13 protein-coding genes are annotated in these 14,511 nt (G+C 49.9%); all 13 read right to left on the bottom strand.

From position 1 onward, the window contains the following. Positions 1-29 precede the first annotated feature (29 nt). The 13 genes from nadD to miaB all read right to left on the bottom strand — a co-directional run bounded on the left by nadD (position 30) and on the right by miaB (position 14,431). Positions 30-674, bottom strand: coding sequence for a nicotinate-nucleotide adenylyltransferase (nadD, locus tag A7K98_RS06020; protein ID WP_087487744.1), 645 nt, complete (start codon positions 672-674; stop codon positions 30-32). Continuing rightward, entirely contained in the window at positions 667-1,698 is a 1,032-nt protein-coding gene (holA, locus tag A7K98_RS06025; RefSeq protein ID WP_087487745.1) for a DNA polymerase III subunit delta, read from the bottom strand. The genes nadD and holA overlap by 8 nt, the downstream gene beginning before the upstream one ends. Continuing rightward, a complete protein-coding gene (gene lptE, locus A7K98_RS06030; RefSeq protein WP_087487746.1) occupies positions 1,695-2,291 on the bottom strand; it encodes an LPS assembly lipoprotein LptE in 597 nt (198 codons plus the stop codon). Before lptE ends, holA begins: the two co-directional genes overlap by 4 nt. 14 nt (positions 2,292-2,305) lie before the next feature. Beyond that, positions 2,306-4,888: a leucine--tRNA ligase gene (gene leuS / locus A7K98_RS06035; protein ID WP_087487747.1), complete on the bottom strand. Its 2,583-nt coding sequence runs from the start codon at positions 4,886-4,888 to the stop codon at positions 2,306-2,308. A gap of 260 nt (positions 4,889-5,148) precedes the next feature. Next, positions 5,149-5,874, bottom strand: a complete 726-nt coding sequence (locus A7K98_RS06040; RefSeq protein ID WP_087487748.1) for an amino acid ABC transporter ATP-binding protein — start codon at positions 5,872-5,874, stop codon at positions 5,149-5,151. Beyond that, positions 5,874-6,551, bottom strand: coding sequence for a glutamate/aspartate ABC transporter permease GltK (gene gltK, locus A7K98_RS06045; protein WP_087487749.1), 678 nt, complete (start codon positions 6,549-6,551; stop codon positions 5,874-5,876). The genes A7K98_RS06040 and gltK overlap by 1 nt, the downstream gene beginning before the upstream one ends. Further along, complete coding sequence (locus A7K98_RS06050) at positions 6,551-7,291, bottom strand: amino acid ABC transporter permease (protein ID WP_087487750.1); 741 nt, start codon at positions 7,289-7,291, stop codon at positions 6,551-6,553. The genes gltK and A7K98_RS06050 overlap by 1 nt, the downstream gene beginning before the upstream one ends. A gap of 151 nt (positions 7,292-7,442) precedes the next feature. After that, positions 7,443-8,351, bottom strand: a complete 909-nt coding sequence (locus A7K98_RS06055) for an amino acid ABC transporter substrate-binding protein (RefSeq protein WP_087487751.1) — start codon at positions 8,349-8,351, stop codon at positions 7,443-7,445. A 425-nt stretch (positions 8,352-8,776) separates the two neighbouring features. Beyond that, entirely contained in the window at positions 8,777-10,309 is a 1,533-nt protein-coding gene (lnt, locus tag A7K98_RS06060; protein WP_087487752.1) for an apolipoprotein N-acyltransferase, read from the bottom strand. 6 nt (positions 10,310-10,315) lie between these two features. Further along, positions 10,316-11,197 (bottom strand): CNNM family magnesium/cobalt transport protein CorC, encoded by an 882-nt coding sequence (gene corC / locus A7K98_RS06065; protein ID WP_087487753.1) that lies wholly within the window; start codon positions 11,195-11,197, stop codon positions 10,316-10,318. A gap of 86 nt (positions 11,198-11,283) precedes the next feature. After that, positions 11,284-11,763: an rRNA maturation RNase YbeY gene (gene ybeY, locus A7K98_RS06070; RefSeq protein WP_087487754.1), complete on the bottom strand. Its 480-nt coding sequence runs from the start codon at positions 11,761-11,763 to the stop codon at positions 11,284-11,286. Next, entirely contained in the window at positions 11,760-12,812 is a 1,053-nt protein-coding gene (locus A7K98_RS06075) for a PhoH family protein (protein ID WP_038019106.1), read from the bottom strand. Before A7K98_RS06075 ends, ybeY begins: the two co-directional genes overlap by 4 nt. 194 nt (positions 12,813-13,006) lie before the next feature. Further along, positions 13,007-14,431 carry a tRNA (N6-isopentenyl adenosine(37)-C2)-methylthiotransferase MiaB gene (gene miaB / locus A7K98_RS06080; RefSeq protein ID WP_087490386.1) on the bottom strand — a complete coding sequence of 475 codons (1,425 nt, stop codon included), beginning with the start codon at positions 14,429-14,431 and terminating at the stop codon, positions 13,007-13,009. Positions 14,432-14,511 lie beyond the last annotated feature (80 nt).

The following is a 14,511-nucleotide window of genomic DNA, read 5'->3' on the forward strand; positions in this document are numbered from 1 at the left end:
TTGAAGCGGCGCAGTATAGCACGCAACAATCAATCGCGATATAAGCCAGCCTGTTCGATGTAGTTTATCACCGCTTGAGGTAACAGATCCGCACAGGAAAGACCTGCATGGCGACGCTGGCGGATATCGGTCGCTGATATTGAGTATAGCGGAGTATCGGCCAGTAGGATCAGTCCGGACGGTTGCTGATGTAATTGTTGTACATCACGGGTCAGATGCTGGTTGATCCATTGCTGCAATTCAGCGGACTCAGGTTGCTGCTGATAGCCGGGACGACGACAGATCAGCAGATGGCATAATGACGTCAGCTCTCGCCAGCGATGCCAGGTGTTGAGTGCCAGCAGAGAATCCTGACCAATAATAAATGCCAGAGGTTGCGAGGCTCCGCGTTCGGCCCGTAATATTTCCAAAGTGTTAACCGTCCAGGACGGCTCATCACGGTGCAATTCCCGATCATCAATATCAAACAACGGCAAACCGGCAATGGCGCAACGCAGCATCGCAAGGCGTTGTTCTGCGCTGGCTTCCGGTTGCGGCCGGTGAGGGGGCAGGTTATTTGGCAACAAAGTGACTTTATGCAGCCCGGTCTGTGCTGCCAGCGATTCTACGGCATGTAAATGGCCATAATGAACCGGATCGAAAGTACCGCCAAACAGTGCATGCAATTCAGACATGATCGAGTGCCGGTGAGCTGTGATCAAGAGAGAGTTGCAGTGTCAGAGACGAGAGTGCCGGCCAGACATCGCTGCCAAAATCCTGTTTGATCATAAGTTCAATAGCGGTCAGCAGGCGGATTGACTGGTGAAGCCGGGATTTATCCAGTCGCTCCAGCGCGGCGCTAAACAGCGGCCTGCGGTTTTGCCAGATTCGATGCTGGTCCATGAGCTGGCGGAGCGGTTGTGCTCCCTGATCCTGCTGTAAACGCAGCAGTGTCATGACTTCACGCTGTAATGTGCGTAGCAGAATGACCGGCTCGGCTGCTTCTTTTTGCAGTTGCTGCAGAATATGTAATGCCCGGCGGCTCTTTCCGCCCAGAATGGCATCGACCCAGTGATACGGAGAGAAATGGGCTGCATCATTCACCGCCTGCTCAACTCTCGGTAAGGTCAGCTGGCCTTCAGGCCACAACAAAGATAAACGTTCCAGTGCCTGAGAGAGTGCCAGCAGATTACCTTCATAGCAGTAGCACAATAAATTAATGGCCTGCTGATCCACTGATAATCCAAGCGCACTGCAGCGCTGACTAACCCAGCGTGGCAGCTGTGCCTGTTCCGGGGTGGTGCAGGGTACCATAACACCGTTTCCGGACAGTGCTTTAAACCACTGGCTGTTTTCCTGGGCTTTAGAGAGTTTGTTCAGGTGAACAATCAGGATCAGATCGCTGTGCAGCATTTCGGCCAGTTGTACCAGCCGGGTTGCCAGTGCCGTGGCCGGACCATTTTCCGGCATCTCCAGTGTCAGCGTCTGACGCTGGGTAAATAAACTAAAGGACTGGCAGGCAATGAATAGCGCATCCCAGTCAGTATGATTATCCACGCTGAAACTGAGATTTTCGAGGAACTGCTGCTGCCGTGCGGCAGCGATAATGGCATCGTGACTTTCCTGGCGTAGCAACGGGTCATTGCCACACAGAAAATAACTGCCGCGCAATCCCTCAGAGAGTTGCGCGGCGAGTTGTTCAGGGTAAAGCCTAATCATTGTGAGGTCGCGGAACCTGCAGAGTCACTTTGTTGTCCGGAGTGCGATGTGATCGTTTCCGGGGCAGGCAAAGTTTCTGCTGAATTTAACTGTGCCGCATGTACAGCGATCAACTGGCGAACCAGCTGGTCTGCGGCTCGTACCCGCATCTCCTGGTAAATCATGTCCTGCTCAGAATCTTTCGCCAGCGGAACCCCGGAGTTATCAAAGAACGTCCGGTAAACCGTAGTACTTAACGGGTAAATTCCTTTACCTGGCAACAATACCTGTGCTGTCACGGTCAGATGCAGCTGATACTCCGCCGCAGTACCATCAATAAACACAGAGGCAGTAGAGCGACCGGTATTTTCTGCCTCAAGACGTAATGACGGAATGTTATTACGTCGGTCAGCACTATCATCAACCAGTGTAATCGCATTTAACCGCAATTCCTGACGCACGGTTCTGGCCAGTGGGCCATAAGGATCACTACTGGTTAAAATCATGGTCTGCATTTCCTTCGGGATTTGCGTTGTCCCGCGGGTATGAAAACCACAGCCTGCGGTGGCCAGTACAGCCACCGCAAGTATCAGAGTTGAAAAAAATTGTCGCACATTGCCTCCTGCGCTTAACCTACGACCAGGTTAAGCAGTTTACCCGGAACGTAAATAACTTTACGTATAGTCACGCCTTCCAGATATTTTGCCACAAGATGTTCTTTAGCAGCCAGTGCCTGAACCTGTTCCTGGGTTGCAGTGACCGGAACCGTGATTTTGCCACGAACCTTACCATTCACCTGAACCACCACTAACACGGAGTCTTCAACCATGGCACTTTCATCGGCTACCGGCCAGGCGGTATTGTCGACAGTGTCGGTATGACCCAGTGTCTGCCACAGTTCGAAGCAGGCATGAGGAGTGAACGGATACAGCAGCCGGACCACAGAATCCAGAGCTTCCTGCATCAGTGCACGGTCCTGGTCGGTATCCTGTGGCGCTTTCAGCAGTTTATTCATCAGTTCCATAATAGCGGCGATGGCGGTATTAAAGGTCTGACGACGACCGATATCATCCGACACTTTCGCAATAGTTTTATGAACATCACGACGAAGTGCTTTCTGGTCTTCATTAAGCGCATCAACCTGCAGGGCCGGTGCATTGCCTTTACTGCTGTGGTCGTAAACCAGTTTCCAGACACGCTTCAGGAAGCGGTTAGCCCCTTCAACACCGGATTCCTGCCATTCCAGAGTCATATCAGCCGGAGAGGCAAACATCATAAACAGACGTACGGTATCTGCACCGTAACGTTCGACCATCAGTTGTGGGTCAATGCCGTTATTTTTAGATTTTGACATCTTACTCATACCGGCATAAATCACTTCACGTCCGTCTTTATCGGTAGCACTGGTAATACGCCCTTTATCATCGCGTACTACTGAGACATCAACCGGAGAAACCCAGTTACGCTCTCCGCTGTTACCGGTGTAGTAGAAGGCATCAGCCAGAACCATTCCCTGACATAACAGACGTTTGGCTGGCTCGTTAGAGTTCACCAGACCCGCATCACGCAATAACTTGTGGAAGAAGCGGAAATACATCAGGTGCATGATCGCATGTTCAATACCGCCAACATACTGATCAACCGGCAGCCAGTAGTTGGCAGCAGCCGGGGCCAGCATCCCTTTATCATAATCAGCACAGGTGTAACGTGCGTAATACCAGGAGGATTCCATAAAGGTATCGAAGGTATCAGTTTCACGCAGTGCCGGCTGACCGTTGACGGTGGTTTTTGCCCACTCAGGATCGGCTTTAATTGGGCTGGTGATCCCGTTCATTTCGACATCTTCAGGCAAAATCACCGGCAGTTGATCTTCAGGTGTCGGGATGACGGTACCGTCTTCCAGAGTTACCATCGGAATTGGCGCACCCCAGTAGCGCTGACGGGATACACCCCAGTCACGCAGACGATAGTTTACTTTACGCTCACCCACACCTTTAGCTGCCAGAGCATCAGCAATGGCATTAAAACCGTCCTGATAAGAGAGTCCATCAAACTGTGCAGAATTAAACAGTGTTCCTTTACTGGTCATTGCTGCTTCTGAAATATCCGGCTCACTGCCATCTTCATTGAGGATTACAGGCTTGATCGGCAGGTCATACTTACGGGCAAATTCCCAGTCACGCTGATCATGTCCCGGAACGGCCATTACCGCACCAGTGCCGTATTCCATCAGTACAAAATTAGCTACCCAAACCGGTAATTTTTCACCCGTCAGTGGGTGAATCACAAAGGTCCCTGTAGGGTGGCCTTTTTTCTCCATCGTTGCCATATCAGCTTCGGCAACTTTGGTATTCCGGCACTCATCAATAAATGCTGTCAGCGCAGGGTTATTCACTGCGGCTTGTTGTGCCAGCGGATGCCCGGCGGCTACTGCAACATAAGTGGCCCCCATAAAGGTGTCCGGACGGGTTGTATAAACGGTCAGTTTTTCGCTGCTGTCGGCGACATCAAAGGTAATTTCAACCCCTTCAGAGCGACCAATCCAGTTACGCTGCATGGTTTTAACCTGTTCAGGCCAACCTTCCAGAGAATCCAGGTCGTTCAACAGCTCTTCTGCATAGGCAGTAATTTTAATAAACCATTGTGGGATTTCTTTGCGTTCAACTTTAGTATCGCAACGCCAGCAACAACCATCGATAACCTGCTCGTTAGCCAGTACAGTCTGGTCATTCGGGCACCAGTTTACTGCTGAGGTTTTTTTGTAAACCAGGCCTTTCTCGAACAGCTTCGTGAAGAACCACTGTTCCCAGCGGTAATATTCAGGCTGACAGGTGGCCAGTTCACGGCTCCAGTCATAACCGAAACCCAGCAGTTTCAGCTGGTTTTTCATGTAGGCAATATTTTCGTAGGTCCACGGGGCAGGGGCGGTATTGTTTTTCACCGCCGCACCTTCAGCAGGTAGACCAAAAGCATCCCAGCCTATCGGCTGCAGAACATTTTTCCCAAGCAGTCGCTGATAACGGGCAATAACATCACCAATGGTGTAGTTACGCACATGTCCCATATGTAGACGACCAGAAGGATAGGGTAGCATTGACAGGCAGTAGTACTTCTCTTTCCCTTCCTGTTCAGTGACTTTAAAGGTTTCCTGATCGTGCCAGTGTTTCTGGACTTTAGATTCTATCTCTTCCGGGCGGTATTGCTCTTGCATGGCAGCCTGTGGTCCTTGTTGAATTGCGCGAAGCTAACTGCAGTGATTTTCATATGATCCGCATAGCATACCCATAAGCCCGGTGCGCAACAACACCCGCATCACTCCGGAAGGTGATTTATCCGGTAAACCGGTGAAGGCAAGCAAGTGAAAGCAGAATATTTCGGGACAGAGGTGCGGGGCAACCGCCGAAAACAGGAGGTCGATACCGGAAATAGCGGCATTTCACTGCCGTCGCAGTGAAATGCCAAAAGTGAAGATTAATGAATAATTTTTGCCAGGAAATCTTTGGCACGTTCTGAAGCAGGATGATTAAAAAATGCATCCTTATCAGAATCCTCGACAATTTTTCCTTCATCCATAAAGATGACCCGGTTTGCTACCTTACGGGCAAAGCCCATTTCGTGGGTAACCACCATCATTGTCATGCCTTCATTTGCCAGTTCTACCATGACATCCAGCACTTCATTAATCATTTCCGGGTCCAGTGCCGAGGTTGGCTCATCAAACAACATGGCGATAGGGTCCATGCAGAGAGCTCTGGCTATTGCTACCCTCTGTTGTTGACCACCAGACAGTTGCCCCGGAAACTTCTCTGCATGTGCTGCCAGTCCAACCCTGGCCAGTAATTTCAGCCCCTTGTCCCGGGCCTCTGCTTTATTTCTGCCCAGAACTTTTACCTGAGCCAGCGTCAGATTATCGACAATACTCAGATGCGGGAATAACTCAAAATGCTGGAAAACCATCCCCACCTTACTACGCAGTTTTGCCAGGTTAGTTTTCCGGTCATTAACTTCGGTACCGTTGACCAGAATACTTCCCTGCTGAACCGGCTCCAGACCATTCACTGTTTTGATCAGTGTTGATTTTCCTGAGCCCGACGGGCCGCATACCACCACAACCTCACCTTTTTTAACTTCCGTGGTGCAGTCTGTCAGCACCTGAAAGTGGCCATACCATTTAGAAACATTTTTCAGGTTTATCATCAGACGGTCCTTCTCTTTTTCATATAACTGACCAGCAGTGAAATGCACAGACTGATAACAAAATAGACCAGGCCGGCAAACAGTATCATTTCTACCTGGGTACCATCCCTGTCGCCTATGGTAGAGGCGGTACGGAAGAAGTCAGCCAGGCTGAGGACGTAAACCAGGGATGTATCCTGAAACAGCACAATTCCCTGAGTAAGGAGTAATGGCACCATGGCACGGAAAGCCTGTGGCAGAATCACCAGCCGCATAGCCTGCCCCTGAGTCATCCCCAAAGCCAGCGCTGCACCAGACTGGCCTTTACCAATACTCTGGATTCCTGCACGGATAATCTCTGAATAGTAGGCGGCCTCAAACAGCGAAAAAGCCACCATCGCAGAAATCAGCCGGATATCGGTTTTTGGCGACAGGCCTAATACCGATTGCAGAAAACCCGGAACGATCAGATAAAACCATAACAAAACCATGACCAGCGGTACGGCCCTGAACAGGTTGACATACAGACGGGCGAACCAACTGATGATCCCCACGCCGGATAAACGCATGACTGCCAGTAATGTGCCCCACAGAATGCCGACGACGATGGCGCAGACTGTGATTTTAAGAGTAACGATCATCCCGTCGGCGAGGAATGGCAGGCTTGGCGGAATTGAGCTCCAGTCAAATGAATACATTATTTACTCCCTATATGGCCAGGTAAGCGCAGTTTGCGTTCCAGCAGACTCATGACCAGCATGATGGCAGCATTGATAATGATATAAGCCACAGTAATGGCAGTGAATGACTCGTAGGCATGGGCAGAGTAGTCAAGCAATTTACCTGCCTGGGCCGCCATATCGACCAGGCCAATTGTCGAGGCGATGGCTGAGTTTTTCACCAGATTGAGCATTTCTGACGTCATCGGCGGAACGATGATCCGGTAAGCATTAGGCAATAACACATAACGGTAGCACTGTGGCAGTGTCATACCGAGTGCCATACTGGCATTTTTCTGACCACGGGGCAGTGACTGGATAGCCGTTCTCACTTGTTCACACACACGAGCAGCGGTGAATAATCCCAGGCAAATAACGGAACAGACGAAGAACTGAATATTTGGATCAAGTTCAGATTTAAACCACATCCCGAGGTTTTCCCCTACCAGTTCCGGGGCGACCAGATACCAGAAGAAAAACTGTACAATCAGTGGAATATTACGAAACAGCTCGACATAGCAGGCACCGATGGCTGACAAAAAGCGATTCGGTAAGGTACGCAAAATTCCAAACAGCGAACCGACCAGAAAAGCGACCACCCATGCGCACAACGAGACTGCAATCGTGACCTGGAAACCGGACCATAACCAACCCAGATAAGTGGTATTGCCGAACGGGGCCTGTTCAAAAAATATCCCCCAGTTCCAGTTTGTGCCCATAATCAACTCCCGGTAAAAAGGATAGCAAGGCTACCCTGAAGGCTGACGAACTCAGCCGCAATGACGCTACCACCCGCCAGAATGCTGCGTATGCGGTAGCGTCAGAAGCCTCCGTTATGCCTGAGGCACTGTCTTGCTGTTAGGGTTGTGGTTAGTTAAGTGCTTTGTCATTAGGTGATTTGAATAACGCTTTCATATCCTCTGACATATCGAAGTTCATGATCATATTTTTTGGCGGAATAGGCTGTTTGAACCAGCGCTCATACCATTTGGCAGCTTCCCCGGAGGTCTGCGCCTGAGCAATGGTGCTGTCCATCAGCTGTTTAAAGTCCGGATCATTTTTGCGTAACATACAACCGTAGGCTTCATGAGATTGTGGGGTACCCACAATGACCCAGTCTGCAGGGTTTTTAGCTTTGGCTCGTTCACCGGCAAGTAACGCGTCATCCATCATAAAAGCGACGGCCCGGCCGGTTTCCAGAGTACGGAAAGAATCACCATGATCTTTGGCGCTGATGATTCTCATACCCATTTTTTTATCGTCATTGAGTTTATTCAGCAGAATTTCTGAAGTGGTTCCGGAAGTCACAACCACGGTTTTGCCTTTCAGATCCGGGAAATCTTTAATCGGGCTGCCTTTTTTAACCAGCAGGCGTGTGCCGACCACAAAAATGGTGTCTGAGAAATCGGCCTGCTTCTGTCGTTCGAGGTTATTGGTGGTTGATCCACATTCAAAATCATAGGTACCGTTTTGCAGCAGCGGGATACGGTTCTGTGAAGTGATAGGTAACATTTTTACCGTCAGATCAGGCTTATTCAGTTTCTTTTTAATTGCTTCGACAATCGCGTTGGAATAATCCTGTGAATATCCCACCACTTTTTGCTGATTGTCATAGTAAGAGAAAGGCACAGATGACTCGCGATGGCCTACTACCACGACACCGTTTTTAGCAATTTTATCGAGCGTGGAGGGCTGAGCTGAAGGGGCATCTTCGGCATAGACCACACCAGACAGAACACCAGTGATCGCAAGGCCAAGGGCCAGTTTCCGTAATTTCATATCAGTGCTCCTTTAGTCTCCCGCTTTCAGCCTGCGGGAGGCAGAAATTGATGATTGGGTGAGTTTGCTGTAACTGGTTACAGTTTTACCTTAGTTCATTGTTAATGAAATGAAACGTTCTTGTTTCTTAACTGAGACGACGGACGCAATCTGAACAATAATTTGCGCAATTAACCAACAGGAGTCGGTATTTGCACTTTATTGGTGCGATTCAGGCTTCCGGCTGCTGTTTCAGTATGTTTCTAAGCATCACTAATAATTAAGCAATATGTATGCCATCCATAGGTAAGGATAAAAACAATTAATTTATGGCGGCATACCGGGTATGGGCGTGGGGGCTGAAAATTCAGGGCAGATATTTCAGAACAGAAACGGAAAGGCATAACCGGGGGGAGAGCTGCCGGAGTCAGGCTCCGGCAGACAGTTTAACGACGGCGACGCAATACCAGTGCACCAGCAACGGCAAATGCCGATAGCAGCCACACGGTCAGATTGCCACTACGGGCATAAGGAGTGATTCCTCGTGTCGGGGTTACTTCAGCCTGCAATACACCTTCATGGAATTGAGGGATTTCCTGCGTAATATCACCCTGAGCATCGACAATAGCAGTGACTCCGTTATTGGTATCTCTTAACAGGGGCCTGCCAAGCTCCAGAGCACGCATTCTTGCCATTTGCAGATGCTGCCACGGACCGATGGAGTGACCGAACCATGCATCATTTGACACTGTCAGCAGAAAATCGGTATCGGGACGGAAATTATCCCTGACATGCTCACCGAGGACAATTTCGTAACAGATCGCAGTAGTCAGCTGATAACCATCAAGGTTTAACGGTGGCTGAACATATTTGCCCCGGCTAAATCCGGACATCGGTAAGTCAAAAAATGGTGCCAGTGGCCTGAGAAGGCTGGCCATAGGAACAAACTCGCCAAAGGGTACCAGGTGATTTTTCTGATAACGGTTCTGACTCTGATAACTGTAGGGCTGTGGATTACCTAACACCACGACGCTGTTGTAATCGTGGTAACGGTTATCTGCCTGCAATCTTGAATCAACAATACCGGTCGCCAGTGTGCTGCCTTCACTTCGCAGTACCTGATCTAACTGAGTCAGGAAAGGCTGTTCATTGGTTTCCAGATCGGTGATGGCAGACTCTGGCCAGATAACAATTTTAGCGTTACCCAGTACCGGACGGGTCAGCCGCAGATAGGTATTTAATGTGGACTGCAGCTGCTGAGGATCCCATTTCATTGACTGCGGAATATTTCCCTGCACCAGAGCAACTGAAACTTTGCGGTCGTTTTGCGGCTGGTACCAGTGCAAATATCGTAATGGCCAGCCGATAATAATGATGGCCACGGCTACCAGTAATGCCCGAAGGTTCCGCTGTACCAGACTGTAGGTAATCAGCCCCGCGACGACCATTAATACCAGCGTGATGCTCTCTACTCCGGCAATAGGGGCCAGGCCTTTCAGTGGGCCATTGATCTGGCTGTAACCAAATTGTAGCCAGGGAAATCCGGTCAGTATCCAGCCACGTAAAAATTCAGTAGTCTGCCACAATGCAGGGGCAGCAAGAATCAGTCGGGTCAGAGTTGCTGCTGGCCAAAAGCGGTTTAACAGGGCGCTGAAAAACATCGGAAACAGTGATAACCAGGCGGCTAGTAACACCACCAGGAATACATTGACCGGGCCCGGCATACCACCAAAGGTCGCGATACTGACGTATACCCAGTTAACGCCTGAACCAAACAGGCCCATTCCCCAGACAAAGCCAATAGCCAACGCCTGAGGGGTAGTGCGTTTCAGAGTTAACGCCTGTAATCCCGTCAGGGATAACAGGGCGGCAGGCCAGAAATCATAAGGAGAAAACGCCAGGGTGCCAACGGCACCCGTAAGTAAAGCCAGCAACAGGCGTATTTTCTGTTGCCGGAGTAACTGATTCAGTGCCGTCATAGGCTGTTATTCGTCTTCAGGTTGAGGTGTAGTGGCATCGTCAGGAATTTTAACATGGACCTGGAGGATCCGGCGTCGGTCAGCCATGGCAACTTTAAACTGATAACCATCAAGGGTGATACTTTCCCCTCTGGCCGGCAGGTGGCCAAAGCTTTGCATCACCAGACCACCGATGGTATCGACTTCTTCATCACTGAAGCTGGTACCAAACAGCTCGTTGAAGTCTTCTATCGGGGTCAGTGCACGTAAGGAATAGGTATGGCGGCTGAGCTGGCGGATATCGCTGTCGTTCTCTTCGTCGTACTCATCTTCAATTTCGCCGACGATCAGCTCAAGAATATCTTCGATAGTCACCAGTCCTGATACACCACCAAATTCGTCGATGACAATCGCCATATGGTAGCGCTGTGACCGAAACTCTTTAAGCATACGATCAACACGTTTGCTCTCCGGCACCACCACCACAGGGCGCAGGACATCAGCGATACTGAACGGAGCAGAGCTACTGCGCATAAACGGCAGTAAATCTTTGGCCATCAGTATACCTTCCACATGATCTTTATCTTCACTGATCACAGGAAACCGGGAGTGTGCGGACTCAATAATCACATCCAGGCACTCTTCGAGTGTCTGATCTTTTTTCAGGGTGATCATCTGGGAGCGGGGGATCATAATATCTCGTACCCGCTGTTCGGCGATTTCCATCACGCCTTCCATCATATCGCGGGTATCCTGGTCAATCAGTTCTTTCTGTTCAGAATCACGGATGAGTTCCAGTAATTCATCACGGTTCTGTGGTTCGCCGTGGAACAGTTGATTAATCAGTAATGAGAAGAATCCCTTTTTACTACCGGGGGTGTCGCTGTTTTGTGAATGGTCATCGCTCATGGCGTATTTATTTAGTACTCACTGTATTTGAATTATACGCTGTCAGGAAACGACACTGACAGCAGGGGTCCGGGATTCACCGGTCATCAATCGATGTCTTTCTCGGAAATGTACGGGTCAGGATAGCCCATAGCAAGCATTATCTCAGTTTCGATCCCTTCCATCTCTTCGGCTTCTTCATCTTCGATGTGGTCATAGCCTAACAGATGCAGGGTTCCATGCACGACCATATGTGCCCAGTGGGCCTCCGGTAACTTCTGTTGTTCAGCGGCTTCACGTTCCACAACCTGCCGGCAGATAATCAGGTCGCCAAGCAATGGCAGATCTTCAATACCAGGTGGTGCCTCAAACGGGAACGACAATACATTAGTCGGTTTATCCATCCCCCGATAGGTCCGGTTCAGTTCATGGCTCTCGGCTTCATCCACCAGCCGGATAGTGACTTCACTCTCCGGCTGAAACAGAGAAACAGCGGCGGTCAGCCAGCGCATAAATGAGGCTTCATCGGGTAATCCCTGCGGATTTTCACAGGCATTCTGCAAATCCAGTGTTACGGTACTGCTCATACATTCTCCTGAGGGGGGGACAGCGCATCACGTTTGCGCTCTTCAGCCAGACGCTCACGGCGTTTCTGGTCTGCTTCTTCCCAGGCTTCATAGGCCACCACAATCCGTGCAACAACAGGATGGCGGACCACATCTTCGCTGTGGAAAAAATTAAAACTGAGTTCTTCAACCCCGGACAGCACTTCAATCGCATGTTTCAGTCCGGAACGGGCGTTTCTTGGTAAGTCGATTTGTGTTACATCCCCGGTGATTACCGCTTTAGAGTTAAAGCCAATACGGGTCAGAAACATTTTCATCTGCTCGATGGTGGTGTTCTGACTTTCATCCAGGATGATAAAGGCGTCGTTAAGAGTTCGTCCGCGCATATAAGCCAGTGGAGCAACCTCGATAACATTACGCTCAATCAGTTTTTCAACCCGTTCAAAACCGAGCATTTCGAACAATGCATCGTAAAGCGGGCGCAGATAAGGGTCTACTTTTTGACTAAGGTCACCTGGTAAAAAGCCCAGTTTCTCCCCGGCTTCCACTGCCGGACGGGTCAGCAGAATGCGGCGAATCTCCTGACGTTCCAGGGCATCTACGGCTGCGGCCACCGCCAGGTAAGTTTTACCGGTACCGGCCGGACCAATACCAAAGGTAATATCATGATCCAGAATATTGGCAATATAACTTGCCTGATTTGGGGTACGCGGTTTAATAACTCCGCGTCGGGTCTGAATATTGACCGCTTTACCATAGTCCGGCACGCTTTCAGCAGTCTGTTCCAGAACGCGACTCTCTTTGATAGCCAGATGGATATCTTCCGGGTCGATATCCTTATTCTGGCCACGTACCGGAGCGGTATCCACATACAGTGTCTTCAGAATATGTTCTGCAGCATCGACACACAGAGGTTTTCCGGACAGTGTAAAACGGTTATCACGACGGTTAATTTCTATCCCCAGTCGACGCTCCAGATGTTTCAGATTATCGTCAAAAGGGCCGGTCAGACTGAGCAGACGTTGGTTGTCTGCGGGTTCGAGGGCAATTTCGCGGGTTTCGATATTCAAAGTAATCCTATGGGTCGCTCAGGGCCGGTTAATCAGCAACGAATGTTCCTTCAGAGAAAGGAGACATAACAGAGTATTTATGCTGTTTACGAGAGATGCAATGGTATAACAAGATATCGGGGCTGTATCGGGAAATTCCAGCCCCGGGCAGGCAAATTTGCGGCAACAGAGTGCTGCCGCAACAGATATGCTAATCAGGGTTGCCAGACACCAACGCCGGATTCATTCTCTTTGCGGGTACGGGCAATAACAGAAGCCGGTGATTCTGTGACACGCAGCCCCATATCTTTTTCGGTCAGTACTACCACGCCGCGCAGTGAGTTCGGATAAACATCGACAATTTCGACATCAACAAACTTACCGATCATTTCCGGAGTTCCTTCGAAGTTAACCACGCGGTTATTTTCGGTGCGCCCTGACAGTTCCATCAGATTCTTACGGGATGTGCCTTCTACCAGTACACGCTGAACGGTTCCCAGCATCCGACGGCTCCAGGCCATGGCTTGCTGGTTAACCCGCTCCTGCAATATCCACAGACGCTGTTTTTTCTCTTCTTCGCTGACATCATCAGGCAAATCAGCCGCCGGGGTACCCGGACGTGCTGAGTAAATAAAACTGAAGCTCATGTCAAAATTAACATCAGCGATCAGTTTCATAGTCTTTTCAAAATCTTCGTTGGTTTCACCCGGAAAACCGACGATGAAATCAGAGCTTATCTGAATATCCGGACGAGCCAGCCGCAGTTTGCGGATGATGGCTTTAAATTCCAGCGCGGTATGGGCGCGTTTCATCAGTGTCAGGATACGGTCTGCACCGCTTTGTACCGGCAAATGCAGGAAACTGACCAGTTCTGGTGTATCGCGATACACCTCGATGATGTCATCGGTAAATTCAATAGGATGGCTGGTGGTAAAGCGAATACGGTCGATGCCATCAATAGCTGCCACTAAACGCAGTAAGTCAGCAAAACTGCACTCTGAACCGTCAAAATTCTCACCACGATAGGCGTTAACGTTCTGGCCCAGCAGATTGACTTCACGCACTCCCTGAGCAGCCAGTTGGGCAATTTCGAACAGGATATCGTCACTTGGACGGCTGACTTCTTCACCACGGGTGTAAGGCACCACGCAGAAAGTACAATACTTATTGCAGCCTTCCATAATTGAAACGAAAGCGGTCGGACCATCCGCCCGGGGTTCAGGCAAACGGTCGAATTTTTCGATTTCCGGGAAACTGATATCAACCACCGGACTGCGGTCACCGCGAACGCTGTTAATCATTTCCGGCAGGCGGTGCAGGGTCTGTGGACCAAACACGATATCCACATAGTGGGCACGCTGGCGAATATGGTCACCTTCCTGGGAAGCAACGCAACCGCCAACCCCGATAATCAGGTCCGGATTCTTTTCTTTCAGTATTCTCCAGCGTCCCAGCTGGTGGAACACTTTCTCCTGGGCCTTTTCCCTGATGGAACAGGTATTGAGCAACAATACGTCGGCTTCTTCCGCATTTTCGGTCAGCGTGAAGCCATGAGTAGTGTTCAACAGGTCTGACATTTTAGATGAATCGTATTCATTCATCTGGCAGCCCCAGGTCTTAATATGCAATTTTTTTGTCATCAAACTGGCCATTAATTCAGTGCAAGGATGTGCAGGCGACACATTGTAATGCTTTGCTGCTGTTGTGACCAGTGTAGCGG

This window comes from Tatumella citrea (assembly GCF_002163585.1).
Taxonomy (GTDB): domain Bacteria; phylum Pseudomonadota; class Gammaproteobacteria; order Enterobacterales; family Enterobacteriaceae; genus Tatumella; species Tatumella citrea.

Bases quoted from the DNA above. Each gene is read 5' to 3' on its own strand.
- nadD (WP_087487744.1), bottom strand. From the start codon at position 674: ATGTCTGAATTGCATGCACTGTTTGGCGGTACTTTCGATCCGGTTCAT.
- holA (WP_087487745.1), bottom strand. From the start codon at position 1,698: ATGATTAGGCTTTACCCTGAACAACTCGCCGCGCAACTCTCTGAGGGA.
- leuS (WP_087487747.1), bottom strand. From the start codon at position 4,888: ATGCAAGAGCAATACCGCCCGGAAGAGATAGAATCTAAAGTCCAGAAA.
- A7K98_RS06040 (WP_087487748.1), bottom strand. From the start codon at position 5,874: ATGATAAACCTGAAAAATGTTTCTAAATGGTATGGCCACTTTCAGGTG.
- gltK (WP_087487749.1), bottom strand. From the start codon at position 6,551: ATGTATTCATTTGACTGGAGCTCAATTCCGCCAAGCCTGCCATTCCTC.
- A7K98_RS06050 (WP_087487750.1), bottom strand. From the start codon at position 7,291: ATGGGCACAAACTGGAACTGGGGGATATTTTTTGAACAGGCCCCGTTC.
- A7K98_RS06055 (WP_087487751.1), bottom strand. From the start codon at position 8,351: ATGAAATTACGGAAACTGGCCCTTGGCCTTGCGATCACTGGTGTTCTG.
- lnt (WP_087487752.1), bottom strand. From the start codon at position 10,309: ATGACGGCACTGAATCAGTTACTCCGGCAACAGAAAATACGCCTGTTG.
- corC (WP_087487753.1), bottom strand. From the start codon at position 11,197: ATGAGCGATGACCATTCACAAAACAGCGACACCCCCGGTAGTAAAAAG.
- ybeY (WP_087487754.1), bottom strand. From the start codon at position 11,763: ATGAGCAGTACCGTAACACTGGATTTGCAGAATGCCTGTGAAAATCCG.
- miaB (WP_087490386.1), bottom strand. From the start codon at position 14,431: ATGACAAAAAAATTGCATATTAAGACCTGGGGCTGCCAGATGAATGAA.